General features: G+C 43.2%; 30 protein-coding genes and 1 tRNA gene. 25 read left to right on the top strand and 6 right to left on the bottom strand.

Annotated elements, in window-relative coordinates:
- Positions 1-4 precede the first annotated feature (4 nt).
- From recF to dnaA, 4 genes are all read right to left on the bottom strand, one after another.
- Entirely contained in the window at positions 5-1123 is a 1119-nt protein-coding gene (gene recF / locus AC58PQ_RS21225) for a DNA replication/repair protein RecF (RefSeq protein WP_497245023.1), read from the bottom strand.
- A gap of 28 nt (positions 1124-1151) precedes the next feature.
- Positions 1152-1367, bottom strand: a complete 216-nt coding sequence (gene yaaA / locus AC58PQ_RS21220; RefSeq protein ID WP_477588070.1) for a S4 domain-containing protein YaaA — start codon at positions 1365-1367, stop codon at positions 1152-1154.
- Between the two features lie 13 nt (positions 1368-1380).
- Positions 1381-2523, bottom strand: coding sequence for a DNA polymerase III subunit beta (gene dnaN / locus AC58PQ_RS21215; RefSeq protein ID WP_497245021.1), 1143 nt, complete (start codon positions 2521-2523; stop codon positions 1381-1383).
- A 180-nt stretch (positions 2524-2703) separates the two neighbouring features.
- On the bottom strand, positions 2704-4071 hold the full coding sequence (dnaA, locus tag AC58PQ_RS21210) for a chromosomal replication initiator protein DnaA (protein WP_497245019.1): 1368 nt from the start codon (positions 4069-4071) through the stop codon (positions 2704-2706).
- 637 nt (positions 4072-4708) lie between these two features.
- Here dnaA and rpmH point away from each other — a divergent pair.
- From rpmH to AC58PQ_RS21150, 12 genes are all read left to right on the top strand, one after another.
- Positions 4709-4843, top strand: coding sequence for a 50S ribosomal protein L34 (gene rpmH, locus AC58PQ_RS21205; RefSeq protein WP_028557239.1), 135 nt, complete (start codon positions 4709-4711; stop codon positions 4841-4843).
- 135 nt (positions 4844-4978) lie between these two features.
- The gene (gene rnpA / locus AC58PQ_RS21200) at positions 4979-5338 is read left to right on the top strand and encodes a ribonuclease P protein component (RefSeq protein ID WP_497245017.1); all 360 of its coding nucleotides are present in this window, start codon (positions 4979-4981) and stop codon (positions 5336-5338) included.
- 71 nt (positions 5339-5409) lie between these two features.
- Complete coding sequence (yidC, locus tag AC58PQ_RS21195) at positions 5410-6180, top strand: membrane protein insertase YidC (protein ID WP_497245015.1); 771 nt, start codon at positions 5410-5412, stop codon at positions 6178-6180.
- Positions 6177-6794 (top strand): RNA-binding cell elongation regulator Jag/EloR, encoded by a 618-nt coding sequence (jag, locus tag AC58PQ_RS21190; RefSeq protein ID WP_477588077.1) that lies wholly within the window; start codon positions 6177-6179, stop codon positions 6792-6794. The genes yidC and jag overlap by 4 nt, the downstream gene beginning before the upstream one ends.
- A gap of 74 nt (positions 6795-6868) precedes the next feature.
- A complete protein-coding gene (gene mnmE, locus AC58PQ_RS21185) occupies positions 6869-8245 on the top strand; it encodes a tRNA uridine-5-carboxymethylaminomethyl(34) synthesis GTPase MnmE (protein ID WP_497245013.1) in 1377 nt (458 codons plus the stop codon).
- Between the two features lie 46 nt (positions 8246-8291).
- Positions 8292-10187, top strand: a complete 1896-nt coding sequence (mnmG, locus tag AC58PQ_RS21180) for a tRNA uridine-5-carboxymethylaminomethyl(34) synthesis enzyme MnmG (protein WP_497245011.1) — start codon at positions 8292-8294, stop codon at positions 10185-10187.
- Between the two features lie 3 nt (positions 10188-10190).
- Positions 10191-10916: a 16S rRNA (guanine(527)-N(7))-methyltransferase RsmG gene (gene rsmG / locus AC58PQ_RS21175; RefSeq protein ID WP_497245009.1), complete on the top strand. Its 726-nt coding sequence runs from the start codon at positions 10191-10193 to the stop codon at positions 10914-10916.
- Positions 10917-11256: 340 nt separating this feature from the next.
- Positions 11257-12072, top strand: coding sequence for a nucleoid occlusion protein (gene noc / locus AC58PQ_RS21170; RefSeq protein ID WP_497245007.1), 816 nt, complete (start codon positions 11257-11259; stop codon positions 12070-12072).
- 164 nt (positions 12073-12236) lie between these two features.
- Positions 12237-12995, top strand: a complete 759-nt coding sequence (locus AC58PQ_RS21165) for a ParA family protein (protein WP_056622827.1) — start codon at positions 12237-12239, stop codon at positions 12993-12995.
- Positions 12992-13864: a ParB/RepB/Spo0J family partition protein gene (locus tag AC58PQ_RS21160; protein WP_477588083.1), complete on the top strand. Its 873-nt coding sequence runs from the start codon at positions 12992-12994 to the stop codon at positions 13862-13864. The genes AC58PQ_RS21165 and AC58PQ_RS21160 overlap by 4 nt, the downstream gene beginning before the upstream one ends.
- A gap of 200 nt (positions 13865-14064) precedes the next feature.
- Positions 14065-15225, top strand: a complete 1161-nt coding sequence (locus tag AC58PQ_RS21155; protein ID WP_497245005.1) for an aminotransferase class V-fold PLP-dependent enzyme — start codon at positions 14065-14067, stop codon at positions 15223-15225.
- Positions 15226-15240: 15 nt separating this feature from the next.
- Positions 15241-15732: a DUF4446 family protein gene (locus AC58PQ_RS21150; protein WP_497245003.1), complete on the top strand. Its 492-nt coding sequence runs from the start codon at positions 15241-15243 to the stop codon at positions 15730-15732.
- On the opposite strand, the gene yyaC is transcribed toward AC58PQ_RS21150, so the two are convergent.
- Complete coding sequence (gene yyaC / locus AC58PQ_RS21145) at positions 15707-16330, bottom strand: spore protease YyaC (protein ID WP_477588087.1); 624 nt, start codon at positions 16328-16330, stop codon at positions 15707-15709. The genes AC58PQ_RS21150 and yyaC overlap by 26 nt on opposite strands.
- Before the next feature lie 96 nt (positions 16331-16426).
- Between yyaC and AC58PQ_RS21140 the strand changes: the two genes are divergently transcribed.
- The 5 genes from AC58PQ_RS21140 to AC58PQ_RS21120 all read left to right on the top strand — a co-directional run bounded on the left by AC58PQ_RS21140 (position 16427) and on the right by AC58PQ_RS21120 (position 18533).
- Positions 16427-16669 carry a putative Se/S carrier protein gene (locus tag AC58PQ_RS21140; protein WP_497245001.1) on the top strand — a complete coding sequence of 81 codons (243 nt, stop codon included), beginning with the start codon at positions 16427-16429 and terminating at the stop codon, positions 16667-16669.
- 12 nt (positions 16670-16681) lie between these two features.
- A complete protein-coding gene (locus AC58PQ_RS21135) occupies positions 16682-17569 on the top strand; it encodes a mechanosensitive ion channel family protein (RefSeq protein WP_497244999.1) in 888 nt (295 codons plus the stop codon).
- Position 17570: 1 nt separating this feature from the next.
- Positions 17571-17798, top strand: coding sequence for a DUF951 domain-containing protein (locus tag AC58PQ_RS21130; RefSeq protein ID WP_497244997.1), 228 nt, complete (start codon positions 17571-17573; stop codon positions 17796-17798).
- 75 nt (positions 17799-17873) lie between these two features.
- A tRNA-Ser gene (locus AC58PQ_RS21125) sits at positions 17874-17961 on the top strand.
- Between the two features lie 344 nt (positions 17962-18305).
- Positions 18306-18533 carry a hypothetical protein gene (locus tag AC58PQ_RS21120; RefSeq protein ID WP_497244995.1) on the top strand — a complete coding sequence of 76 codons (228 nt, stop codon included), beginning with the start codon at positions 18306-18308 and terminating at the stop codon, positions 18531-18533.
- Between the two features lie 72 nt (positions 18534-18605).
- On the opposite strand, the gene AC58PQ_RS21115 is transcribed toward AC58PQ_RS21120, so the two are convergent.
- Positions 18606-18797 carry a YjzC family protein gene (locus AC58PQ_RS21115; RefSeq protein WP_028557224.1) on the bottom strand — a complete coding sequence of 64 codons (192 nt, stop codon included), beginning with the start codon at positions 18795-18797 and terminating at the stop codon, positions 18606-18608.
- 244 nt (positions 18798-19041) lie between these two features.
- Here AC58PQ_RS21115 and rpsF point away from each other — a divergent pair, with 244 nt between their 5' ends.
- From rpsF to dnaB, 8 genes are all read left to right on the top strand, one after another.
- A complete protein-coding gene (gene rpsF / locus AC58PQ_RS21110; RefSeq protein WP_497244993.1) occupies positions 19042-19329 on the top strand; it encodes a 30S ribosomal protein S6 in 288 nt (95 codons plus the stop codon).
- A 33-nt stretch (positions 19330-19362) separates the two neighbouring features.
- A complete protein-coding gene (gene ssb / locus AC58PQ_RS21105) occupies positions 19363-19851 on the top strand; it encodes a single-stranded DNA-binding protein (protein WP_171636291.1) in 489 nt (162 codons plus the stop codon).
- Between the two features lie 25 nt (positions 19852-19876).
- Positions 19877-20164 carry a 30S ribosomal protein S18 gene (gene rpsR / locus AC58PQ_RS21100; protein ID WP_028557221.1) on the top strand — a complete coding sequence of 96 codons (288 nt, stop codon included), beginning with the start codon at positions 19877-19879 and terminating at the stop codon, positions 20162-20164.
- 151 nt (positions 20165-20315) lie between these two features.
- Entirely contained in the window at positions 20316-20627 is a 312-nt protein-coding gene (locus tag AC58PQ_RS21095; protein ID WP_497244991.1) for a MazG-like family protein, read from the top strand.
- Positions 20628-20633: 6 nt separating this feature from the next.
- The gene (locus AC58PQ_RS21090; protein WP_497244989.1) at positions 20634-21548 is read left to right on the top strand and encodes a DUF2232 domain-containing protein; all 915 of its coding nucleotides are present in this window, start codon (positions 20634-20636) and stop codon (positions 21546-21548) included.
- An 18-nt stretch (positions 21549-21566) separates the two neighbouring features.
- A complete protein-coding gene (locus tag AC58PQ_RS21085; RefSeq protein ID WP_497244987.1) occupies positions 21567-23528 on the top strand; it encodes a DHH family phosphoesterase in 1962 nt (653 codons plus the stop codon).
- Positions 23525-23974 carry a 50S ribosomal protein L9 gene (rplI, locus tag AC58PQ_RS21080; protein ID WP_497244985.1) on the top strand — a complete coding sequence of 150 codons (450 nt, stop codon included), beginning with the start codon at positions 23525-23527 and terminating at the stop codon, positions 23972-23974. The genes AC58PQ_RS21085 and rplI overlap by 4 nt, the downstream gene beginning before the upstream one ends.
- Positions 23975-24110: 136 nt before the next feature.
- Entirely contained in the window at positions 24111-25484 is a 1374-nt protein-coding gene (dnaB, locus tag AC58PQ_RS21075; protein WP_497244983.1) for a replicative DNA helicase, read from the top strand.
- Positions 25485-25881: the final 397 nt, after the last annotated feature.

The raw sequence follows: 25881 nt of genomic DNA, 5'->3' as shown, positions 1-25881 counted from the left end.
CTCCTCAGCTCCTGCCGCTTACATTTCCTTTCAACACATGAAACACGGAAGCATGATCCAGTTGGTCCAAATGAACACTCTCTAGACCTGTTGTCGTAATAAATGTTTGGACTTTCTGCTGAAACGTGCGAATTAACTGTGTCTGTCTATATTCATCCAACTCCGATAGGACATCATCTAGCAATAGCAGTGGATATTCGCCCACTTCCTCATGAATGAGCTCAATCTCTGCGAGTTTGAGTGATAGCGCGGTTGTGCGCTGCTGACCTTGGGAGCCGTACGTTTGGACTTCTTTGTCATTTATGAAAAAGAGAAGATCGTCACGATGAGGGCCTACTAAAGTGACACCTCTTCGGAATTCCTGATCTTTCACCAAAGATAACTTTATCATAAATTGGTTTAATAAAACAGATTCATCTTCAAATGGCTCCATCTCAAACGAAGGGGAGTAGCGGATTACCAACGCTTCACTATCGTTCGTTATCCCTCTATGGATGTTCTCGGCCCATTTTTGAAGCTTCTTTATAAAGTTTTGACGCTTTTTCATAATTTTAACACCATACTGTGCTAATTGTTCATTCCAGATGTCCAGCATAGCGTCAGGAGAACTTTTTCCAGGGTAATTTTGCTTTAAATAATTATTGCGCTGCACCAAAATTTTCTGATACTGCGATAAGTCATGAATATAGGATGGCTGTACTTGACCTATTTCCATATCGAGAAAACGGCGTCTAATTCCCGGTGTCCCTTTGACAATCTCTAAATCTTCTGGGGCAAACATGACAACATTTAGTGCACCAATAAAATTACTAAGCTTTTTTTGCTCAAGTCCATTAATCTTCGCTTTTTTCCCCTTTGATGAGATGGAGAGATCCAGCTTGCAGTTCCCGTACATTTTCTGAATCTCTGCATGCAGCAGCGTTTGATCACCATTCCAACCGATTAATTCTTTATCTTGGTGTGTGCGGTGGGATTTGGTCATCGCCATGACATAGATGGATTCCAGTAAATTGGTTTTCCCCTGTGCATTGGGTCCGACGAAAATGTTTACGTTATTCGATGTTGTTAATTCAATCTGATCGTAATTTCTATATTGACTGAGTACGAGTTTATTAAGAAACATGAGCCGATCATCCTCCTGGTTAATCCGATCAGGAGCTTATGACCTCGAATTGCCCGAAACCTTCCACTTTCACTACATCCTGCGGCACAAGTTTCCGACCTCTGCGATTTTCAGCTTGCCCGTTTACTTCAATTTTGGTTTCCACAACAAAAAATTTAGCTTGTCCACCTGTGGATATACAGTCCGATAATTTCAGAAATTGCCCAAGCGTGATGTATGGGGTGTTGATAACTATTTGTTTCATGCGAGCGCACTCCTTAATTCGTTGTTCGATACGGTAAAATCAGTTGTAAAATGTTTGTGGAATCTTGTGGTTTCATGATGATTGGTTGCATAGCCCCCGTAAATCCAATTTGAATAAACTCGGAGTCGAGTACCTTAAGCGCATCCAACATGTATTTGGAGTTAAACGAAATCTTAAGTAAATCACCAACAATATGCTGCAGGGCGATTTGTTCTGTTACTTTACCTAGCTCGGAGGAGCTCGATGAAATTTCAATGGATTTGTCTTCAAGCATCATCATTTTAACGATATTTGTTTTGTCTTCTTTGGAGAGAAGGTAGGCGCGGTCGATCGCTTCCGCCAATTCTTTGGTTGGAACAACCATCTCAGTTTGAAAAGATTGCGGGATTAGCTTAGATGTATCTGGGTAAGTACCGTCCAATATACGCGTATAAAATAAAATCGATTGAATTTTGAATAAAACTTGGTTGTCCGCAATAACTATATCTATAAGGGTGTTTTGATCAGGCAAAATTTTGCTTAGCTCGTTCAAAGTCCGGCCTGAAATAACGATATTAGGCAGATTTTGTGCAAGATCATTATCAACAGTTACTTCTCTACTTGCCAAGCGATGACGATCACAAGCGATAAATTTCAGCTTATCTCCTGTAATGTTCCACAGTACACCTGTAAGAATGGGCGTTGATTCATTCGTGGATACAGCATATGACGTTTGTTTAATCATCGTTTTAAGTAAATCACTTGGAAGACGAAGCATTTTGCTTTCTTCGATTTCTGGAAGCAACGGATATTCATCGGGATCTAAGCCCATAATTTGAATTTCGGAAGAACCTGAACGAATAATCGTTTGGAAATTGGCTTTAACTTCAATTTCAATTAATTGAGCCGGCAGCTTACGAATGATTTCAACGAAAAATTTAGCAGGAAGTACAACACTCCCAGCTTGGATAAGATCAATAATTTTAATTGTGCTGTTTTCACTTGCTGTAAAACTTTGAATCGAGATGTCGGTATCACTGGCTGTTAACGTTACACCGCTTAAGGTTGCATCTATTTTGATCCCTGTAAGAATGGGTATCGTTGTTCGAGAGGATATGGCTTTGGAAACGTGACCAATGGATTCAATTAAATGGTCTTTTAAGATAGTTAATTTCATGACTTCACTCCTGCAGTTCTTTTTTGACGGTGCGTTAGCATAATCATTATATAATAACATTCTTTATTAGTAATAGCAGTAGGGGCTGTAGATATGTGGATATGTGGATGAACCTGAGATAGAGCAAGCCTATCCACATGTGAATAGATTGTGCATAGGCTTATTAAAAATGTGATGTTATTAAGAGGGGTTTTTGATGCGTTCCGTTAGGTTATGGACAATCTTATATAACTCTTGATCAACTTTTAGCTGCTGCACGATTTTCTCATGCGCATGTATGACGGTTGTATGATCACGACCCCCAAAATTATCTCCGATTTTCGGCAATGAGAAGTCTGTGAGCTCTCGTGATAAGTACATTGCTACTTGCCTTGGGAAAGCCACGGCCTTTGTTCGTTTACGCGCTTTGAAATCCTCGAGCTTTAAACCATAGAATTCTCCAACTCGCGCTTGAATATCCTGTATCGTAATGACCCTTGGACGGTTGGACGGGATGATATCTTTCAACGCTTCGGCTGTCAGATGAACGGTAATATCTTGATTAATAAGGGACGAGTACGCAACAACACGTATTAAGGCGCCTTCCAGCTCTCGAATGTTCGTATCAATTTGGTTGGCGATGTAGATCATAGCTTCATTCGGGATCTCGAGATTTTCAGCTTTTGCCTTTTTGCGTAAAATTGCGATACGCGTTTCTAAGTCAGGCGGTTGAATATCCGTGATAAGTCCCCACTCAAAACGTGAACGTAATCGGTCTTCCAGCGTTGGAATTTCTTTCGGTGGACGGTCACTGGAGATAATAATTTGCTTACCCTCTTCATGAAGCGCGTTAAATGTATGGAAAAACTCTTCCTGTGTTCCTTCTTTCCCAGCAAGGAATTGAATATCATCGATGAGCAGTACATCAATCGTACGATACTTATTACGAAAGCCTTCCCCGCGGTTATCACGGACTGCATTGATAAATTCATTGGTAAACTTTTCGGAGGATATATATAGAACCCGAGAACCTGGGTTATGTTCGAGTACATAGTGTCCGATCGCATGCATGAGGTGAGTCTTACCTAGTCCAACACCCCCATATAAAAAGAGGGGATTATACGCTTTTGCCGGCGCTTCAGCTACTGCAAGGGAAGCTGCGTGAGCAAATCGGTTGCCAGAACCGATAACGAAGGTATCAAAGGTGTACCTAGCGTTCATCATACTTGTAAAGTTTTCTTCACCCGCGACGATAGCTGGGCCTTTGGGTGGAAGGATAACAGGTTGAATCGCTGTCATCGAATTGGATTTCTGTTCTTCGGTTTCGATAATGAATTTAACGGAAACATGCTTACCCGTAAAATCGTAGATCGTGCCCTCGATTAATTTCGTGTACCTACTCTCTAGCCATTCCTGCGCAAAATTATTAGGCGCGCAAATGATAACGGTAGAATCGTTGAATACAGTGGCTTTGGTCGATTTGAGCCAAGTGTCAAAGCTCGGCTTACTCAGCTTCGTTTGAATAATCGTTAAAATTTGTTGCCAAAGGTCCGTAGAATGGCCTTCCACAGTACTTCACTCCTTTTGAATCAAACATGTGGCATAGGCCAGGGAAAACATTGCTTATCATATATGGATAAAACGTGAAACAAACAACTCACGTTGGAATCTTAATCGAATAGGTAGTTAGCATATAGCGTGCCCAAATATCGTCTAAAAGAATCTTATGTCTGGTGGGGTCAAAAAAGGATGACTTTTGTCGGTTTTATCCACATTACTAAGGATCCGCAGAAATGACTTATTCTTGTAGAGGGTAGTTTGTGCACATTATTATCCACAGGTTGTTGATAACTTGGAGGATTAGTGGTGTATATCCACAGCAGAAACATTACTATCTTAACAAAAGATACCTTGTTAATCAACGGATTGTTTCGTATTATCCACAATAACAACAAGTTGTGGGTAGAAATTGTTCACAACACAAGATATTGTTGATATTCTGTTGATTTTCGACAAAGTTTGTTCTTTCTCGTCAAAATTTTATACACAGCTTATTCTTTTGTTAGTCGATGAGAGCTGCTGAGGAAAATCGGTCATCCAAATACTGCACACTTGGGTAGGTTGACTTTCTTCTGTGAAAATGATTTAATAAGTAGTAGAAATTTTGTAGGATGGATATCCTCAGCCAGGTAGGGAGGTGCTATAGATGGGTCCAACATTTAACCCGAATACGAGAAAGCGTAAGAAGAACCATGGTTTCCGTAAAAGAATGAGCACGAAGAACGGTCGTAAAGTTCTACAAGCTCGTCGTCTTAAAGGAAGAAAAGTTCTTAGCGCGTAAGAAAAGGCTCCGAAAGGGGCTTTTTTTTTTGCATTTTAGTGTATGGTTTACATTGAACTGGTTTTGTTAAAACTAGATAAGATATGTAGTGTTCTTTCAACTAATGAATGTGATCTGTCTGGAGTGTACATTACTGTGGAGAAACAATATCGGTTAGCGAAAAGAGAAGATTTTAGTAAAGTGTATCGTTATGGGAAATCCATGGCCAATCATCAATTCGTGCTTTATTATTTGCCGCAGTCCAAAGTAGAAGAGTTTCGGTTCGGTGTTTCGGTTTCTAAAAAGATTGGTAATGCAGTCGTACGCAATCGGCTGAGACGGATGATGAAAGAAATTATTCGTTTAAAAAAAGAGAACATGACACCTCAATATGACTACATTTTGCTGGCTAGAAAACCAGTCGTTGAGATGGCTTATGCAGACATGGAGAAGAGTATCTGGCATGTCATTCGGAAAGCTTCTTTATATAAAAAAAATGACGCCACAAAAAAGTAATGCATTATTTCCTTGCGGGCTGAAGTTGTGTTATAGTTTATCTTGGAAAAGACATTTAGGAGGATCTCATTTTGACTCGTCGAATTTATATGCTAGCAGCAATGTCTGCGGTTATCTTGCTTCTATCAGGATGTACCCCGACTGCAGCTTCAGCGCCAATTGATCCAGAAACAGCTGGTTTTTTCACTAAGTACTTTACGTACCCGCTTTCGCAAACGCTTGATTGGTTCGCTGATCACCTATGGGGTCAATATGGATTGTCCATCTTGGTCGTAACGATTATTATTCGATTGATTATTTTGCCGCTTACACTTAAGCAATACAAAAGCTCCAAACGTATGCAGGATCTGCAGCCTGAAATGAAGAAGCTTAAAGAGAAATATAAAGATGATGCGAAAAAGCAACAAGAAGAAACAATGAAATTGTTTCAGCAAAATGGTGTCAATCCACTAGCAGGTTGTTTTCCTATCATTGTTCAAATGCCGATTCTTATCGCCTTGTATCAAGCGATTATGCGAAATCAAGAAATTCATGAACACACATTCCTTTGGTTGAATCTTGGTAAGCCGGATCACTTGTACATTCTTCCTTTGATCGCCGCGGCTACAACTTTTATTCAACAAATGTTTATGTCTTCTCAAATGAATCAACAAATGAAAAGTTTAATGTATATTTTCCCGGTTATGATTTTCGTTATGTCCATGAACTTTGCGTCAGCTCTTCCGTTATACTGGATATACGGTAACATTTTCACAATCATTCAGTCTTATTTCATCTATGGTGCTCCTGGTTCACAAAAGAAGCCTGGATCTCAAAATAATAAGGGTGGCCTGTCTAAATGAAGAAAATCGTGGTGACTGGAAAGACAATTGAGCTTGCAGTTAAATCTGGTCTAGCTCAATGGCAAGTTTCGGAGGATCGTGTACATATTCATATTTTGGAACAGCCCTCAAGAGGGTTGTTCGGGTTTATTGGATCCAGAGTTGCTAAAGTTGAGCTCGAATTGATACCCGATCCACTTGAGGAAGCTATAGCTTTCTTACAAGATATGTTCGAAGCGATGCAAATTTCCATCACCATAGATACTCATAAAGATCGTGAAGGCTATGTCTTAAACATGAGTGGTTCGGAATTAGGTATTCTTATCGGCAAAAGAGGACAAACACTTGATGCACTTCAATATTTAGTGAATATTGTTGGGAATCGATATGCGAATTCTCATTTCCGCATCATCTTAGATGCGGAGAATTTCCGTGATCGACGGAAGAAGACGTTGGAAGAGCTTGCTTTAAGACTGGCTAACCGCGTCATTAAGTCGAAAAAAGAAGTTATTTTGGAGCCGATGAACTCGCAAGAACGTAAAATTATTCATGCTGAATTACAAGGTCATCCAGTTATCAAAACGTATAGTAAAGGCGAAGAACCGAATCGTCGGGTTGTCATCGCTGTTAAATAACACAGATCGCAATGACTTGGTTCATATGTCATTGCTTTTTCTTTACAATGAGGTAAATTCGAGGTGCAAACACTATGTTAAATGATACGATTGCTGCTATTTCTACACCGCTTGGTGAGGGTGGGATAGCGGTTATTCGTGTGAGCGGTGAGGAATCTGTCACATACGTTGAACGTATTTTCCGCTCAAAAACGAAATTATCTGTTGCTGATACGCATACGGTACATTATGGATTCATTATAGAACCTGCTTCTGCCGAAAAGGTAGAGGAGGTTCTAGTTACGTTAATGAAAGCTCCGCGTTCCTTCACGATGGAGGATGTTGTTGAAATCAGCTGTCACGGCGGGATCGTTTCCGTTAAGAAAGTGCTTGATTTGCTACTTTCGCAAGGGGTTCGCTTAGCAGAACCAGGTGAATTTACGAAGCGTGCATTCTTGAATGGTCGTATTGACTTAACACAGGCAGAAGCGGTTATTGACTTGATTCGAGCTAAATCGGATCGAGCTTTCAAAGTCGCATTGAAGCAAGTTGAAGGTAATTTATCTAAGCAAATCAAGCATCTGCGGTATGTTCTCGTGGAGTTGATGGCCCATGTTGAGGTTAACATTGATTATCCGGAACATGATGTCGAAGAAATGACGAATGCTTTCATCAAAACGAAGTGCGATGCGGTCATGTTTGAAATTGATCGTTTATTGGTGACCGCGGAACAAGGTAAGATTTTACGCGAAGGCATTGAGACCGCGATTGTCGGCAAACCTAATGTTGGGAAGTCATCGCTGCTGAATGAATTAGCACAAGAGAATAGGGCTATTGTTACCGATATTCCAGGGACCACGCGGGATGTTATTGAAGAGTTTGTTAATATTGGTGGCATTCCGTTGAAACTGCTGGATACGGCAGGTATTCGTGAAACTTCAGATATTGTCGAGCAAATTGGTGTTGAGCGCTCGAAGACGGCGTTAGCTGAAGCGGATCTCATTTTGCTTGTATTGAATAGTAATGACGAGCTTCAATTTGATGAAATTGCACTGATGAAGCAGTTGGCAGACAAACAAACGATTGTTATTTTGAATAAAATTGATTTGGAACGCAAGCTTGACGTGGAACAAGTGCTCAGTTATTTCCCACAAGAGCGTATTGTGGAGCTATCGCTAATTGAGAATAAAGGTATTGAGGATTTGGAAAAAGCGATCGCTGCGATTTTCTTCGAAGGTAAGCTTGAATCGAGTGATCTGACGTATGTAAGTAATGTTCGTCACATTTCCTTGTTGAAACAGGCGAAGCGTTCTTTGCAGGATGCCTTAGATGCGAATGAGCAATATGTACCGATTGATATGATTCAAATTGATATCCGAGCTGCGTGGGAGCAGTTAGGAGAGATTATCGGTGATTCGGTAGGAGAGTCCTTAATCGATCAAATTTTTACACAATTCTGCTTAGGGAAATGAAAATCGACGGCATTCGCGTTTTCATAAAAGAGGGAGGGACGTTTCTATGGGATATCACGCAGGAGATTATGACGTTATTGTTATCGGTGCCGGTCATGCGGGTTGTGAAGCTGCGTTAGCTTCAGCACGCATGGGCTGCAACACGTTGCTATTAACGATAAATTTAGACATGGTTGCTTTCATGCCTTGTAACCCATCTATCGGTGGTCCGGCCAAAGGACACGTTGTTCGTGAGATTGACGCACTCGGCGGTGAAATGGGTCGCAATATTGACAAAACCTATATTCAACTTCGTATGTTGAATACAGGTAAGGGGCCAGCTGTTCACGCGCTGCGTGCTCAAGCGGATAAGTTTTCGTATCAGCATAAAATGAAAGAAACAATTGAAGCTACGCCTAACCTGACTTTGCGTCAAGGTATGGCTGAGGAACTTATTGTTGAGGATGGCGTTTGTAAAGGTTTAATTACTAAAACAGGTGCAGAATATTACGCAAAATCTGTCGTTTTGACGACGGGTACCTATTTGCGCGGTAAAGTCATAATGGGCGAACTGATGTACGAGAGTGGTCCTAATAATCAACAGCCATCTGTAAAATTATCTGAGTCCTTGCGCAAGCTGGGCTTCGATCTAGTTCGTTTCAAAACAGGTACACCGCCGCGCGTTCATGGAGATACGATTGATTTTAGTAAAACAGAAATTCAGCCTGGGGATGAGCAACCGAAGTTTTTCTCGTTCGAAACGAAGTATGGCTCTAATCATAATGAGCAATTGCCTTGCTGGTTAACGTATACGTCTGCAGAAACTCATCAAATTATTAATGATAATCTACATCGTGCTCCAATGTTCTCTGGTGCAATTGAAGGGACAGGTCCAAGATACTGTCCTTCAATCGAAGATAAAATTGTTCGTTTCGCTGATAAGGCGAAGCATCAAATTTTCCTCGAACCAGAAGGCCATAGTACTTCCGAGTATTACGTGCAAGGTCTTTCCACGAGTATGCCTGAGGATGTACAACTGGGAATCCTTCGTTCGATCCCTGGTTTAGAAAAAGTGGAAATGATGCGTACTGGTTATGCCATTGAGTATGATGCTGTTGTCCCAACACAATTGAAGCCTTCCTTAGAAACGAAGCTAGTTAGCGGTTTATTTACGGCTGGACAAATCAATGGAACATCTGGATATGAAGAAGCTGCGGGTCAAGGTGTCATGGCGGGTATTAATGCAGCTCGTAAAGTGCAGGAGAAGGAAGCCATCGTATTGGATCGCTCGGAAGGCTACATTGGCGTTCTGATCGATGATTTAGTTACAAAAGGTACGAGTGAGCCTTACCGTTTACTTACTTCACGTGCAGAATATCGCTTGTTGCTTCGTCATGACAATGCAGATCTACGATTGACACCTATCGGTCATGAAATCGGATTGATTTCTGAAGAGCGTTATGCGAAATTTTTGAACAAAAAATCACTAGTTGAACAGGAAATTGAACGGTTATCGGAAGTGAAGGTAAGACCTGAGCCTCACGTTCAGGAATTACTACTAAGCTTGGAAAGCGTACAGCTGACGAATTCGGTGCCAGCGATTTCATTATTGCGTCGACCTGAGATTGAATATAAGCATATTGAACAAATGACGCTGTCTCCTTTTGACTTAGATGAAGATATGAAGGAGCAAGTTGGTATTCAAGTGAAGTATGCCGGTTATATTGAAAAGCAGAGTAATCAAGTGGATCGTTTGCGCAAAATGGAAAAGAAAAAGATTCCGGATGATATTGAGTACAGCCTGATTCATGGTATTGCGACGGAAGCGAAACAAAAGCTCGCGAAAATTCGCCCTATCTCTATTGGTCAGGCATCGCGGATTAGCGGGGTTACTCCATCGGACATTTCGATATTGCTTGTTTATTTGGAACACTACAACAGAGTCATAGCGGCTAGAGGTTAAGATATGGATGCGATACAGCAACAATTCATTGAGTTATTACAAAAAGAAAATATTACGCTATCTACACAACAGCTAGAGCAGTTCGAACAGTATTACAAGACACTCGTAGAGTGGAATGAGAAAATGAATCTAACGGGTATCACAGAGAGAGGTCAAGTGTATCTTAAGCATTTCTATGATTCTCTTTCTGTAGCTTTTAACTACGATATGGGGAAGGCTAAGTCACTAGCTGATATCGGTTCAGGCGCTGGGTTTCCAAGCATCCCGCTCAAGATTGCTTTTCCTCATCTTCAAGTTACAATTGTTGATTCTTTGAATAAACGGATTCTTTTTCTGAAGGAAATCGTCGCTCAACTCGAACTAACTAATATGGACTGTGTGCATGGTAGGGCAGAAGATGTGGCGAGATTATCTCGTTACCGTGATCACTTTGATCTCGTTACGGCAAGAGCAGTGGCTAAGTTGCAAGTTCTGAACGAGTTTTGTCTTCCTTTTGTTAAAAGTGGTGGGACCTTCATAGCTATGAAGGGTTCTGAAGTTGATGAGGAGATTAAGGAATCTTCCTTTAGTTTAATAGAACTGCGTGGGAAGGTTACAAAGGTTAATCGGATGATTTTGCCTATCGAGGAATCTGTGAGGCACTTTGTGGAGATTCAAAAAACAGCTGCAACGCCTGCTAAATATCCTCGGAAAGCGGGTATCCCGCTAAAGGAACCACTCTTCAAATAAGGCAAATGTTTCACGTGAAACATTTGCTAGCTAGCTTAACGAATAGAAGGATTATTGCCTTCGATGGAGAATACTTATATAAGGTGAAAGCCTGTCTGTTACTGGCTTCGCCTTAGATTTTATTTGTGATGTTGTAGTTGGATATTCGCAATTGATAGATTAAATTTACTAGAATCATACAGCATGATTGGCATCGTCTCGGAATGGCGAATAGATCTTTTCACCATAACATGGGCTGTATTTTTAGATAAACGCGCTCGCTCAAAGAGTATATATTAGCCGTTTATTGTAACTGTACTGATCGCTTAAACTACGGGAAGAGTTGGTGGTAAGTTTTCCTATGAAAGAACAAATATCGAAGCTGTTTGGCCTATCAGATCGTTCGGCGACGGATGAGGTCAAAAACATACCCGTAAATAGTATTATTCCAAGTCCCTATCAGCCAAGAACGCTATTCGATGATGATCGAATTGATGAACTATGTCAAACCATTCGCACACATGGTATTATTCAACCCATCGTTGTTCGAGTCAAAAATAATACATTTGAATTGATTGCTGGCGAACGCCGCTTGCGTGCTGTTAAGAAGCTAGGTCTCGATACAATCCCCGCGATTGTTCGCGATTTCAATGATTCACAAGCGGCATCCATTGCTCTTATTGAAAATTTACAACGTGAGGGACTTACTGCGATTGAAGAGGCTGCAGCTTATTATCAATTGATAGAGATGCATGATCTCACGCAGGAGAGCCTTGCACAGCGTCTTGGCAAAAGCCAATCTACGATTGCGAATAAGATTCGTCTTTTACAGTTGTGTGAGCCGGTGAAAATGGCTTTGATGGAACGTAAAATTACGGAACGCCATGCACGAGCTTTATTAGCCTTAGATCAAGAAGAGCAACAGGTTAAGCTTCTTGAGGAAATCATCACAAAAGAATTAAATGTTAAACAAACGGAAATTAAGATTAGCTTCTTGAAGGAAGCAGCAAAGATTAAGAAGACGCGTCGCGTTTCTTTTTCGAAAGATGTTAGGCTTGCTCTAAATACGATTCGACAATCGGTTGAGATGGTTTCGAGTTCAGGTTTACCTATTAATACGTCTGAGCAAGATCATGAAGATCATTATGAAATTATAATTAAGATTCCTAAGCGATAATTTAGGCATTCATGCTACCTAAAACGGCGCAAGCCGTTTTTTTTGCATCTAATGGCACTAATCTATCAAATATTCATGAGGTAACTGATTGATAGTTATGGTAAGATAGTACTACTGCTTGTTAAATAGCATTATGGAACATAAGCGATAGAGGTGAAATGGTTTTGTCTAAAATTATTGCAATAACGAATCAGAAGGGTGGCGTCGGCAAGACGACGACTTCTGTGAATCTAGGCGCTTCATTAGCTTCGCTTGGAAAACGCGTTCTTTTGGTTGATATTGACCCGCAAGGGAACACGACAAGTGGTATTGGTGTAAACAAAGCTGATGTAACAAATTGCATCTACGATGTATTGATTAATGATGTACATCCGAAGGATGCAACTGTGGAAACGAATGTGCCTAATCTTAAAATTGTTCCGGCAACGATTCAACTAGCTGGAGCAGAGATTGAATTGGTTCCGACCATTTCAAGAGAAGTTCGATTGAAGAAGTCACTTCAACTTGTCAAACACTTATATGATTATATTTTGATAGATTGCCCTCCTTCACTTGGTCTTCTAACGATTAACTCCTTAACTGCTGCTGATTCTGTGATTATACCCATTCAATGTGAATATTACGCATTAGAAGGTTTGAGTCAACTTCTGAATACCGTGCGATTGGTTCAAAAGCATTTAAATACAGGGCTTCAAATTGAAGGCGTACTATTGACGATGTTTGATGCGAGGACTAATTTAGGTATTCAGGTTATTGAAGAAGTTAAAAAGTATTTTCAAACAAAAGTATATCAAACAATTATTCCTCGTAATGTACGTTTAAGCGAAGCGCCGAGTCATGGGCAATCTATTATTACGTACGATCCTAGATCAAAGGGCGCAGAAGTTTATTTAGAACTTGCTAAGGAAGTGATCTCAGTATGACCAAAGGCCTCTCTAAAGGTTTAGGTAAAGGATTAGACGCATTAATAACGTCCTTGCATATTGATGAGAGCGATAAAGTCATTCAAATTCCACTGGCTCAATTAAGAGCCAATCCGTATCAGCCTAGAAAACACTTCAATGAAGATAGCATCAAGGAGCTTTCGGAATCGATCAAGGAACATGGCGTTATTCAGCCAATCATTGTTCGTAAGGTTCTTAAGGGCTATGAAATCATTGCAGGTGAACGTCGATTCCGTGCTTCTCAAGTTGCAGGGACGCCAACCATTCCAGCTGTTGAAAGGATTTTATCCGATCAGCAAGTGATGGAGATCGCTCTGATTGAAAATGTTCAGCGTGAAGATCTTAATGCGCTTGAGATTGCTTTTGCTTATCAAGGGATTATTGATCAGTTTTCTCTGACGCAAGAAGAGCTTTCAGCGAAGGTAGGTAAGAGCAGATCTCACATTGCCAATTTCTTAAGATTACTTTCTCTGCCGGAAGCCATTAAACAATATGTTTCACGTGGAACATTATCTATGGGTCACGCAAGAGCAATTGTCGGTGTAAAGGACGATAAGATTAAGAAAGAACTAGCGGAATCAACGATCTCTAAGCAATGGAGTGTTAGAGAACTTGAAGAAGCGATTAAAATGTTAGAAGAACCTCCCGGCCCTGAAAAAGAAAAGGCGAAGCAAAAAGAAAAAAATAGAGATCCGTATATCAATCAAGCTGAAGAGCAATTGCGAGATATTTATCGAACATCGGTGAAGATTAAAAGTCAGCAGGACAAAGGGAAGATCGAGCTACTCTATTACTCGAAAGACGATCTCAACCGACTGCTAGAGTTATTGCAAGGTAAAATCTCATAAAAATTGCTAGCATACCTATGTTTTTCTTTCGAGGAGAAAGAAGAAACTAAGGTATGCTATATTTTTGACCACATAAAAGATCATCAGATTCGTTTACCATAATTATAAATTTTTCTGTTGGCGATTAAATCTACTTCTAAACGAGGTCGCTCACTATTGCGTGACCAACGATAGAGATCTTGTTATAAGGGGCTGACAACATGAAGGGCGTTATGTATTTCGACCAAGCGGCATCCTCGTGGCCTAAGCCGCCCTCGGTGATGGATGCGATGATGCAATGCATGCAGGAGTATGCAGCCAATCCCGGTAGAGGCAGCCACCAGATGGCGGTAAAGGCTAGCCGTGCACTATTCGAGACAAGAAAGAATTTGTCCAAGTTATTCGGGGTTAGAAACCCCAACGATATTTCATTTGCGCTAAATACGACTCATGCACTGAATCAGGCAATCAAAGGATTTGTGAAGCCTGGGGATCATGTGATTTGTACCAATGTAGAACACAATTCGGTGAGAAGACCGCTGGAGCATTTGAAAGCTTCCAACGGGGTTGAGCTTACATACTTACAACATGATGAGCAAGGAAATATGCAATTAAGTGATCTGAAAGATGCGCTTCGCTCGAATACAACACTCGTCGTTGTGAATCACAGTTCCAATTTACTTGGCACGATCATGCCAATTGGTGAGATCGGTGAGCTCTGCAAACAGCACGGTGCGAAGCTGCTTGTAGACGCGGCTCAGAGCGCCGGCGTCCTGCCTATTCATGTCGTAGATATGAATATCGATATGCTCGCATTCCCTGGCCACAAGGGCCTCCTGGGGCCTCAGGGGACCGGTGGGCTATATATCCATCCGGACATTGATTTGGAGCCGTTGCTGCACGGAGGAACGGGGAGTCAATCCGAGGCGATCCACCAACCAACGGTGCGTCCTGACCGCTACGAAGCAGGGACGCAGAATACGGTCGGCATCGCGGGGTTGAATGAAGGCGTGAAGTTCGTTCTTGCCGAGACAGTGGACAAAATTCACGAGAAAGAATGGGCGCATACCCAACAATTAATGGAAGGACTACTGGGAATTGAAGGAGTAACGATTCTGGGACCGAAGCTTGGACAAAATAAGACAGGCATCGTTTCCTTTAATATTCAGGATGTGGATTCGTCGGAAGTTGCCTTTATTCTTGATCAGTCCTTCCAAATCGCCGTGCGAGCTGGCTATCATTGTACGCCGCTTGCTCATGAAATTGCAGGCACCTTGGCCAAGGGAGCCGTTCGGGCGAGCGTCGGCTATTTTACAACAGATGAAGAAGTGACAGCTTTAATTGAAGCTGTAAGAGAGATTCAAGCGCAATATGCAAAGTAGAAAGAGGGATTGGGCATGGGGGAACTGTTTGGCGTGAATGCAGAATATGTGATGTTAGTTTGCTTCGCATTCATTCTGGTGTTGTTTATTACGATCATTATTATTTCAATTCGTCTGTCATCCTTACGGAAACGATATATGCAGATGATCAATGGTTCTAGTGCTGAAAACATGGAGCAGCTGCTAATCGGCATGCAGAACGCCTTGAACGAGCAAAAGGCTGAATCCGTTAAGGCTTCAGCCAATATCTCTAGTATTCGTCAAGCTATGACAAAGATGACATCCAACATAGGAATTCGTCGCTACAATGCTTTTAATGAAGGCGGTAGTGATTTAAGCTTTTCAATGGCCTTGCTGAATGAAGAGCAGGATGGTGTGATCCTCACAGGGATACATAGTAGAGAGCAAATGTATGTATATGCAAAGCCGATTGCAAAAGGTCAATCCAGCTATACGTTAAGTCCGGAAGAGAAAGAAACAATTACTCAAACTTTAAAGCAGTCGTAGCACTCGGTGTAAAAGATTGAGTCCGCCTGATAGCAGCATAGAGGGCATCGCCAATGACGGTAGCCATATTCATAACGAGGCTTAGCCGCGTGTTTTGCAAGACGAAATATTCCATGAAGCCGCCAACATTCACGATCCCAGTGACATGAATATCACCAACCGGAGGCAGGTCTTTATTTACGCCAGCACCTGGCTTGAGCGGTCCATGCGCAACCTGAATGCAGCCGACACTAGCAACTTGCCCTAAACAAGCATCTACAGCAACGATAAAGGGGTTCTGGAATTGCTTATGAATCGTATCCACGGTTTCGGCTAAATTCATGGCGTGGACAGGTTCATCCAAGGTGCCAAACAAATGAAGATTGCGGAGAGTAGTCGTGCGATTTAAATGGGAGCCAACTAGAGGTCCGAGGGAATCACCTGTGGATCGATCGGTTCCTACACAGATCACGACGATAGGTTGATAGGTTGGTAGTTTACTGAAAATCGACTGTAAGTGCTTTGCGAGAAGATAGGGCGTATTGGAATCCGTATGTTGAATTTTCAAAGGTTCTTGCACTGGGGTTTTATCGCCGTCGAATCCAAAATGGAATTTCATGATATCCCTCCAAAGTAGTAAATCTTTTTTACTAGTATATGGAGAGAGAGGTACATTTATACGTAGAGAGGAGAGCTTTCTCTGGAATTTTCTATTATGTTGATAGCTTTCGATTCTACCCAACAGGCACTGAGAGCCGAAATGCTGCTAGAGTACGCGGATATTGAAATAGATATTCGGCCTACACCTAAGGAGATTACAGCCGGATGCGCTCTTTCTATTGAATTTCCTGGAGCAGATCTTACTCACGTTCAAGAGATTATAGAGAGCGAGAACGTAGAGATTAGAGGAATATATTTTAAAAAAGAAGACGGATATGGTACCATAGTAGAAAATTAAGGAGGTTTGCTAGTGTCTTTGGAAGCACATTTCTTCGAAAATCTGATGCAATGGATTCGTGAACATATCAGTAAACCTGAGATCATTGCTTCGGTATTCTGGATCGTTATCAAAATAGCCCTTATTTATATTATTGCTAGAATTATCATTAAAATTGCCGATAAAACGATTGCTCACATGGTCATTGCGAGAGAGAAATCGCCACTCAACATTGATAGACGGAGATCGAATACCATTTCTATTCTCATACATAATCTTATTGCTTATACAGTTAATCTAGTCGCTATCATGTTGATTCTAGGTCAAGTAGGTTTGAATTTAGGGCCTTTACTCGCTGGTGCAGGTGTTCTTGGGTTAGCTATAGGTTTCGGAGCACAGAGTTTGGTGAAGGATGTCATTACGGGGTTCTTTATCATTTTCGAGGATCAATTCGGGGTTGGCGATGTGATTCAAATTGATCAATTCAAAGGGACCGTTGAAGAAATCGGGATTCGTGTGACGCGGATCAAAAGCTGGACGGGTGAGGTTCACATTATCCCAAACGGAAACATCAAACAAGTAACGAACTTTTCAACCTACAATTCAATTGCGGTAGTAGATGTATCTATCGCCTATGATGCTGATATTGATCGTTCCATGGACTTATTGCGTGAAGTTGTCGGTGAAGTGAATGAACGTACAGAGAATATTGTAAAAGTGCCCGAGGTGCTCGGTGTTCAAATGATTGGGAATTCCGAACTGAAAATACGGGTCATTGCGGAGTGTAAGCCTAACACACAAGGAGAAGTCGGACGGATTCTGAATGCGGAAATTAAAAAATATTTAGATGCCAACGGTATCGAAATCCCGTATCCGAAGGTCGTGACCTACGTTAAACAGGAAAAGGTGGAGGGGAACTAAGATGGAGAAGAAGGAATACCAACTTGGCGATGTCGTACAGATGAAAAAGCCCCATCCATGCGGTACGAATGAAATGGAAATTATTCGAATGGGGATGGATATTCGGATCAAGTGTGTAGGTTGTAAGCACAGTGTCCTCGTGCCGAGAACGAAGTTCGAAAGCAAGCTCAAGAAAATATTGCGCAGCAATGCCGTGACAGATGTCGTGACAGACGAAGAGACGAACTAAGTTTCAATAAATATAGTAAAACACTTGCGAGAGACAGACTTTTTTGATACAATAAGTTCTGTTCTCATTTTTCTTGGAAAGGTACCCAAGTGGTCCAAGGGGGCTGACTCGAAATCAGTTAGGCGTCGCGAGGCGTGCGTGGGTTCGACTCCCACTCTTTCCGTACTAGAACACACATAAGATGAAAGCCGTTTATATCCGTAATGGGTATAGGCGGCTTTTTTGTATGTTCAGAAACGCTGGAAAAAGGGATAAATATGCCAAATGAAGGAAAACTAACCGTCAGGATGGGGAGCTGAAGATCAAGGAGGTAAATGGATATGAAGATTTGGATGGTAGCCCTTGTGGCGTTTGCTATGGTGGCCTCAGGCTGCTCCAAGAAGGACGAAAACAGTACAGCTAGTCCACTGCAAGTGTGACTGTTCAGCCCTTATCTGGGGCTTCTGCGACGCCTAGCGGCACGAATACGGGCGGGACAATGACAGCAACGTCGAAGACAACAGGGGGGTGGCAGAGACAACCTCCACGATTACGAGGGAACAAGTTGAGAAAATTCCAATGACGAGTACCTATGATGATTTGGTTAAGGAGACAGGATCTAAAGGGAAGTTAGTGAAAGAAGAGAATGGGAAACAATCGTATGAATTTGCCATCTCGAATCAACCAGGATACTATGCCTTATTCGTTTACTTTCCGGATGGAAAGATTTCAGAGAAAAATGTGTATATGAGGTAAAAGTATCTGAGTGTAAATGAAAAATGCACACCCCTCACCGAAGCTTAAGGGGTGTGCATTTTTTAATAGGTGTTACATCCGTTTGCCACCTTTTTTATGCCATTTGCGATTATGATTGCTTGTAGCTGGAAATGTGTCGCCTTTGCGTAGTGTAACTGTCTTGGGATTGTTAATCCCCATATGGAAAGCATTCTCGCCAATTTCCATATATTCGCCGTCGTTAGGAACATGATCGCCTTCATTAAAATGTGTCCATTCACCCACGATTGAATCACCTCTTCATAAGAATAACAATCATAGTTATGATTGCCCCAAGAGGGCAGAAGCATGTACCCAATAACTTACCAGCTTCCACCTATGCGAAGACTGTGATAAAAACTTGTAATTTGCCGCATGATTTGCTATAGTATTCAGGTGCGAGTTTTGAATAAGAATCCTCGCTCCTTGCTCCATCGCTTGCCTAGCAAGTTTGAATAGGAGCCGCTTAGTCCAAAAGGAGGTGAAATACATGCGCAAATATGAATTGATGTACATTATTCGTACTGACGTTGAGCAAGAACTTGTTCAATCTACGGTAGAAAAATTTCAAGGCATCATCACGAACGGTGGGGGAGAAATCTCCAAACATGACCTGATGGGTAAACGCCGTCTTGCGTATGAGATCAAGAAGTTCCGTGATGGGCACTACGTGCTTGTACACTTCAACGCAGAACCTGCTGTTGTAACTGAACTTGATCGCGTACTTAAGATTTCGGACGAAGTTATTCGTCACTTAATCGTAAACGACGTAGCTTAATCAAAGCCAGATTTTCGTCAGGAGGGTTGTTCCATGTTGAACCGTGTCATTCTTATCGGTCGATTGACCAGAGATCCAGAACTTCGTTATACACCAGCTGGGGTAGCAGTTACCCAATTCACGCTTGCTGTGGATCGTCCTTTCACGAGCGGTGGCTCGAAAGAACGTGAAGCGGACTTTATCAATATCGTCACGTGGAGGCAGCTTGCCGAAACATGCGCGAACTACTTGCGTAAAGGTCGTTTAACAGCAGTTGAAGGACGCATTCAAGTGCGTAACTACGACAACAATGAAGGAAAACGTGTTTACGTGACCGAAATTATTGCCGATAATGTACGTTTCCTTGAATCTAGCGGCGGCGGGAATCGCGAAGAGGGCGGATCATCTAATGCAAACGCAAATGCAGGCTACGGCGGCGGAAGCGGAAGCAGCAATCGTGGCGGTGGATCGCGCGAGCAGCAGGATCCTTTCATAGATGACGGAAAACCGATCGATATTTCCGATGATGATTTGCCATTTTAAACGTAGAAAGGACTGAAGAGACACAATGGCTTTCCAAAAAAGAGACAATAATGGTGATGATCGTGCTGATCGCAAATTTGCTCCTCGTGGCAAAGGCGGTAAAGGCAAGCGCCGTAAGGTTTGTTACTTCACAGTAAACAAAATCAAGCATATTGATTATAAAGATATCGAGACTCTTAAAAAGTTCATCAGTGAGCGCGGGAAGATTCTTCCTAGACGTGTAACTGGTACTTCCGCTAAGTACCAACGTGCTTTGACGATTGCGATCAAACGCAGCCGTACAATCGCGTTGTTGCCTTACACAACGGAATAGATTTTATCAAAAAGACAGCTGGTCAAACGGCTGTCTTTTTTGTATGCCTGGAGGCATGATCGAATACCTATGTAGAGGCTTTCTTTTCTAGTACCTATTTGTGGTATAATTGTACAATATCGTTTCTTTGTGAGATGAGGAGAGATGACGGTTGCTGAATAGGGAAAAAGATGTTGACCTAGCCAGACGGGCCAAAGTCATTGAGTGGCTCAAAACAGAAGTTGTAGATCATGTAGCTCATCTGCTCAAGGGCATGTGGGAAGGTAGTCATGCCAAGATGATCGATGGATTGGCAAGTTTGATATCGAGCGGCTATATTTTAGGCCGAAGACTGGGGATTTCTTATCGCAGTTTGGACGAAGCTATTGTTGAGAAAATGAAGAAGCACCGCCAAGAGGGCCATCAACTTGAGGACTGGTACGGCGACATTTCATCGCTCGAAGAACATTTACGTAAGAGGTGAGCCCGGTTGGGGAATCGAAGTTGGCAAAGTGTCATCTGGAGCGTAGTCATGATTATTTCGTTGCTATCGCTGATGACGCCATTTATTATTTTTACATGTAGTTTTCTGTTGGTTCCAGTGCTTATGTTATACGTCAAAACAAGTACAAAGCGTTTCGTCGTAAGCTATGTGCTCAGTCTCTTCGTTGTTTTCATACTTACACAGTGGTTAGGACTATATTTAGTAACAATTGCGTTGTTTATCTTACCACCTGTGTTAGTGATGGGGAATCTGTATAAACGCAAAGCGGCAGCAAGATCCGTACTAACCGCGGGTATTGTTACCATACTAGCTGAGTCGTTGTTAGGTTTAGTTTTAGGCTTTGCATTAGGACTTGATCCGGTTTCCAAGTTTAAGCAATTCATGATAGATAGTATTGCAACCATGCCGCAGAGCATTCAGGAAATTTTACCGAAGGATCTAGACTGGTATGTTAGTTTCATTGTGCAGGTTATTCCGTTGTATCTGATATTCATGGCGTTGTTCGTGACCTTCGTGACGCATGGCGTAACGCGCTGGTTTTTGAACAAATCTGGCGAGGGCATCCCAGGTCTGCGCCCGATGAGGGAATGGATGCTGCCCAAATCCCTGGTCTGGATTTATCTAATCGCGTTCGTATTAGAATTGTTCACAAAGCCTGATTCGAGCTCGCTCATTTCGACACTATTGATGAATGCGATGCCGCTATTGATGGTCGCTTTCGCTATTCAAGCAATAGGCTTTCTATTTTATGTGGCTCATGCGAATAAATGGAAGCCAATATTACCCGTCATAGCGATTATCCTCTTAATCATTATTTCACCGTTACTATTTGTTTACAGCTTATTAGGGGTATTTGATGTTGCGTTTCCAATCCGTGAACGGTTCAAGAAAAATTTATAGGATTAGGAGCTAGTTCGAATGCCGAAGTTCCTTTTGAAGCGGTGGCACGGTCAACATATCGTGTGGATGTTCATTCTGCTCATCGCCTTGACAGCCATTATCTATATGTTCAAATGGTGGCTGGGCCTAACGGCTTTCTTACTCTGCGGAGTCATGGCGTACTTTACGCTGCAAGCGGAGACAGCTTTTCGTCGTGAACTGAATACGTACGTTGGAACGATATCCCATCGGGTAAAAAAAGCGGGCAATGAAGTCATGAGCGGCCTGCCCATCGGCATTATTTTATATAATGAAGAGAAACGCATTGAGTGGCATAATCCATTTGTGGCGAAAATGCTAGGGCATGACTCGGTCATTGGTGAATCGCTCTTTGATTATTTCCCTGACCTCAAAAATAAGAAAGACAAAAGCGATAAAATGGAGTTAAAGGTTGGCCAATTTATTTATCAAGTCTGGTTCAAACCCGAGGAGAGACTCCTCTATCTTCGTGAAATTACGGAGCAAGCGTTGCTGGCGAAGAAATACGAAGATAGCAAACCGGCGATTGGGATCGTCATGATGGATAATTTGGATGAGGCCACGCAGGGACTGGATGATCAAGCGCGCAGTATTATGCTGGCCAAGGTCACGGGTGAGATTACAGAGTGGGCTCAGAAAAATCAACTGTATCTACGCCGGACATCATCAGATCGCTTCCTGATCCTGATGGATCAGAAGGCGTTGCGTCAATTAGAACAAACACGCTTTGAGCTGTTGGATGATGTTCGTGATCTAACGATCGAGAATAAGTTGCCACTAACGCTTAGTGTTGGGATTGCATCAGGAGCTGAACAACTGAATGAGCTTGGTCAAATGGCACAAATGGGGCTGGACATGTCACTCGGCCGCGGCGGGGATCAGGTAACGGTGAAGGTTGGGCAGCGACTATCCTTCTACGGCGGAAGAACGAATGCGGTTGAGAAGCGTACACGGGTTAGAGCTCGGGTCATCTCACATGCGCTACGTGATCTAATGAAGGACAGCGATAAGGTCATCATCATGGGTCATCGTTTTCCGGATATGGACTCCATCGGCGCGGCGATTGGTGTGCTCAAAGCCGTACAGGTTGTCGGCAAAGAAGGCTACATCGTGCTAGAGGGCATTAATCCTTCCATTCAGAAGGTGATGGAGACGATTGCGACGGATGAGCGACTGCACCGTTGGTTTATTACACCGGAGCAGGGTATGCAGATTACGACACAGCGATCCCTCGCGGTTGTCGTTGATACACACAAAGCTTCGATGGTCGCTGAGCCTAGGCTGCTGCAGCTGACTCACAGGGTCGTAGTGGTTGATCATCACCGTAGGAGTGAGGAGTTCATCCATGATGCTACACTCGTCTACATGGAGCCGTACGCGTCCTCTACGTGTGAGCTTGTAACCGAGTTGCTACAGTATATCAACGAGAAGTTATCGATGGAGGTACTTGAGGCCACGATGCTGCTGGCTGGTATCGTTGTAGATACGAAGAGCTTCAGCCTTCGGACGGGGGCGAGAACCTTCGAAGCGGCGTCGTACTTGCGACGTAATGGGGCAGACTCTGCCCTTATTCAGAAGCTGCTGAAGGAAGATCTTGATTCTTATATTGAGCGTGCCGAAGTTATAAAACATACAGAAACGATCTATGATCATATCGCATTGGCAGTTGCTGAGCCATCACGCAAATATTCTCAGTTGATGATTGCTCAAGTTGCTGATACATTGTTAAATATGACGAATATTATGGCTTCCTTCGTAATTGCCGAACGACCGGACGGATTAATTGGGATTAGCGCGAGATCGCTGGGTCAAATGAATGTTCAAGTGGTCATGGAGCGTCTTGGCGGCGGCGGGCATCTAACCAATGCAGCCACACAGACGGACGGTACATTAGAGGAAGCAACGAATCGATTAAAACAAGTACTAGCCGATATGCAGGAAGAGGAGGGACTTTTCGAATGAAAGTAATTTTACTCAAAGATGTAAAAGGCCAAGGTAAGAAGGGCGAAGTAAAAGAAGTATCCGAGGGTTATGCGCAAAATTTCCTGATCGCACAAGGGCTTGCTGCTCCAGCTACTCAGGGCACTGTCAAAGTGCTGGATAATCAGAAAAAAGCCGAGCAACGCCGCAAGGATCAAGAGAAGGCAGATGCGCAGGCACTAGGCGCAAAGCTCGGTGAAATGACGGTTCAAATTAAAGCGAAGTCTGGCGAGGGCGGACGTTTATTCGGAGCCATTCCTAGTAAACAAATCGCAGAAGTGCTTGAGAAGCAGTATAAGATCGTGATCGATAAGCGTAAAATCGTACTGGAAGAGCCAATTCGTACACTAGGTGTAACGAAGGTTCCTGTAAAGCTGCATGCGGAAGTAACAGCAAGCTTGAATGTACAAGTAACGGAAGAGAAGTAAGCCTTTGTGACGGTTTTTATGAGGATTCGAATAGCAGGTAGTAGAGAACGAGAGTCCCAGTCTGGGGCTCTTCTCTCTTGTAGCAGCAAAACTAGTAAACCATTAAACCATGAAGATGAAAGGCGGGCACAGTAGCATGAGCAACGGAAATAATATGTTTGTGGATCGTGTTCCGCCTCAAAATATAGAAGCTGAGCAAGCCGTCCTTGGTGCGATCCTGATTAACGGCGATGCGTTGATTACCGCGATGGAGCGGATCACGAGTGATGATTTCTATCGCGGCTCTCATCAGCGTATCTTCGAGTCGATCGTAGAGCTCGCAGAGGATCAAGAGCCGGTCGATCTTATCACGCTAACCGCGCTTCTCCAAAACAAGCAGCAGCTTGAGGAGATCGGCGGTGTGACGTATTTGTCGGAACTGGCAAACGCAGTGCCAACTGCCGCCAATATCGACTACTACGCGGCGATTGTCGAGGAAAAGTCGATGCTTCGCCGTTTGATCCGGACAGCGACCCAGATTGTCACCAATGGCTACGCCAATGAGGATGATGTCGGGGCGATGCTCAGTGAGGCGGAAGCGAAGATCCTCGAGATCTCGCAGCGTAGGAGTTCCAGCGGCTTCGTCGTTATTCGCGATGTGCTGATGGAAGTGTTCGAGAAGGTTGAAAACCTCTACTCGAACAAGGGCGGGTCAACAGGAATCCCGTCAGGATTCATTGACCTGGACAAGATGACGTCTGGCTTCCAGCGTTCGGACTTAGTCATTCTGGCCGCCCGACCTTCTGTTGGTAAAACCGCGTTCGCTCTGAACGTGGCGCAGAATGTCGGCGTTCGGGCCAAAGAGACCGTCGCGATCTTCTCGCTCGAGATGGGTGCCGCGCAGCTCGTACAACGTATGATCTGCGCGGAGGCCAACGTCGATGCGAACCGCATGCGGACGGGTTATCTCGAAGGCGACGACTGGGAGAAGCTGACGATGGCGATCGGTGCCTTGTCAGAGGCAAATATTTATATCGACGATACCCCGACGATTACGGTCGCGGATATCCGGGCGAAGTGCCGTCGTCTACAGCAGGAAAAAGGGCTAGGCATGATCCTCATCGACTACTTGCAGCTGATTGCTGGCCGTGGTGGTAAAGGCGGCGACAACCGTCAGCAGGAGGTCTCTGAGATCTCACGTACGCTGAAGCAAATTGCCCGTGAGCTGAATGTACCGGTTATCGCGCTCTCGCAGCTGAGCCGGGGTGTTGAGCAGCGGCAAGACAAGCGTCCGATGATGTCTGACCTTCGGGAATCGGGTTCCATTGAGCAAGATGCCGACATCGTAGCGTTCCTATACCGTGACGATTACTACGATAAGGAATCCGAGAAGAAGAACATTATCGAGATTATTATTGCCAAACAGCGGAATGGTCCCGTAGGAACCGTCGAGCTGGCATTCCTGAAACAATTCAATAAATTCGTGAATATGGATCGCAGTCATCAAGAAGCAGCAGCCGGGCAGTATTGACGGCTGTTTTTTCTTTGTCGAGGACATAAAAAAAGCCCTACAGAGGAATCTTATGGGGAAGAGAATCATTGAGGAATAGGCAAAGCCAGAGCTTTTTCTTCTTTTAGCGGCAGTAATGAAAAAGTTAACGTAATTTCCGAACAATTATACAGACACCCCTATAATCGTTCGTTTTTCATTGACTTTGGCATGGGGGACTGCTAAACTAAAGACGGTGAAAAAACCTTGATCGACAAGCCGGCTTGGGGCAGGTAACTCGAAATAAGGTCGTTTTTTCATGCCGAAAGGCGGGTTTCCTTCCTGCAGATCACTGCCGAAAGAGACCAGATATTCCTTTGCGGTGAGTAAGTGAGAGTTAGCTCTCTTATCTGTTGCCGCGTGTAGCAGTGCATAGAGG

The organism is Paenibacillus sp. J22P143, assembly GCF_059692035.1.
This window is presented reverse-complemented; position numbering and strand designations above follow the sequence as displayed.

What these genes read in the sequence shown, in the direction of transcription:
- rpsR (WP_028557221.1), top strand. Translation starts at nt 19,877, where the DNA reads ATGGCTTTCCAAAAAAGAGACAATAATGGTGATGATCGTGCTGATCGC.
- yyaC (WP_477588087.1), bottom strand. Translation starts at nt 16,330, where the DNA reads ATGAAATTCCATTTTGGATTCGACGGCGATAAAACCCCAGTGCAAGAA.
- mnmE (WP_497245013.1), top strand. Translation starts at nt 6,869, where the DNA reads ATGTTAAATGATACGATTGCTGCTATTTCTACACCGCTTGGTGAGGGT.
- yaaA (WP_477588070.1), bottom strand. Translation starts at nt 1,367, where the DNA reads ATGAAACAAATAGTTATCAACACCCCATACATCACGCTTGGGCAATTT.
- dnaB (WP_497244983.1), top strand. Translation starts at nt 24,111, where the DNA reads ATGAGCAACGGAAATAATATGTTTGTGGATCGTGTTCCGCCTCAAAAT.
- AC58PQ_RS21130 (WP_497244997.1), top strand. Translation starts at nt 17,571, where the DNA reads ATGGAGAAGAAGGAATACCAACTTGGCGATGTCGTACAGATGAAAAAG.
- AC58PQ_RS21140 (WP_497245001.1), top strand. Translation starts at nt 16,427, where the DNA reads ATGTTGATAGCTTTCGATTCTACCCAACAGGCACTGAGAGCCGAAATG.
- AC58PQ_RS21150 (WP_497245003.1), top strand. Translation starts at nt 15,241, where the DNA reads ATGGGGGAACTGTTTGGCGTGAATGCAGAATATGTGATGTTAGTTTGC.
- rpsF (WP_497244993.1), top strand. Translation starts at nt 19,042, where the DNA reads ATGCGCAAATATGAATTGATGTACATTATTCGTACTGACGTTGAGCAA.
- AC58PQ_RS21085 (WP_497244987.1), top strand. Translation starts at nt 21,567, where the DNA reads ATGCCGAAGTTCCTTTTGAAGCGGTGGCACGGTCAACATATCGTGTGG.
- jag (WP_477588077.1), top strand. Translation starts at nt 6,177, where the DNA reads ATGAAGAAAATCGTGGTGACTGGAAAGACAATTGAGCTTGCAGTTAAA.
- ssb (WP_171636291.1), top strand. Translation starts at nt 19,363, where the DNA reads ATGTTGAACCGTGTCATTCTTATCGGTCGATTGACCAGAGATCCAGAA.
- mnmG (WP_497245011.1), top strand. Translation starts at nt 8,292, where the DNA reads ATGGGATATCACGCAGGAGATTATGACGTTATTGTTATCGGTGCCGGT.
- noc (WP_497245007.1), top strand. Translation starts at nt 11,257, where the DNA reads ATGAAAGAACAAATATCGAAGCTGTTTGGCCTATCAGATCGTTCGGCG.
- rplI (WP_497244985.1), top strand. Translation starts at nt 23,525, where the DNA reads ATGAAAGTAATTTTACTCAAAGATGTAAAAGGCCAAGGTAAGAAGGGC.
- dnaN (WP_497245021.1), bottom strand. Translation starts at nt 2,523, where the DNA reads ATGAAATTAACTATCTTAAAAGACCATTTAATTGAATCCATTGGTCAC.
- rpmH (WP_028557239.1), top strand. Translation starts at nt 4,709, where the DNA reads ATGGGTCCAACATTTAACCCGAATACGAGAAAGCGTAAGAAGAACCAT.
- rsmG (WP_497245009.1), top strand. Translation starts at nt 10,191, where the DNA reads ATGGATGCGATACAGCAACAATTCATTGAGTTATTACAAAAAGAAAAT.
- AC58PQ_RS21160 (WP_477588083.1), top strand. Translation starts at nt 12,992, where the DNA reads ATGACCAAAGGCCTCTCTAAAGGTTTAGGTAAAGGATTAGACGCATTA.
- recF (WP_497245023.1), bottom strand. Translation starts at nt 1,123, where the DNA reads ATGTTTCTTAATAAACTCGTACTCAGTCAATATAGAAATTACGATCAG.
- AC58PQ_RS21155 (WP_497245005.1), top strand. Translation starts at nt 14,065, where the DNA reads ATGAAGGGCGTTATGTATTTCGACCAAGCGGCATCCTCGTGGCCTAAG.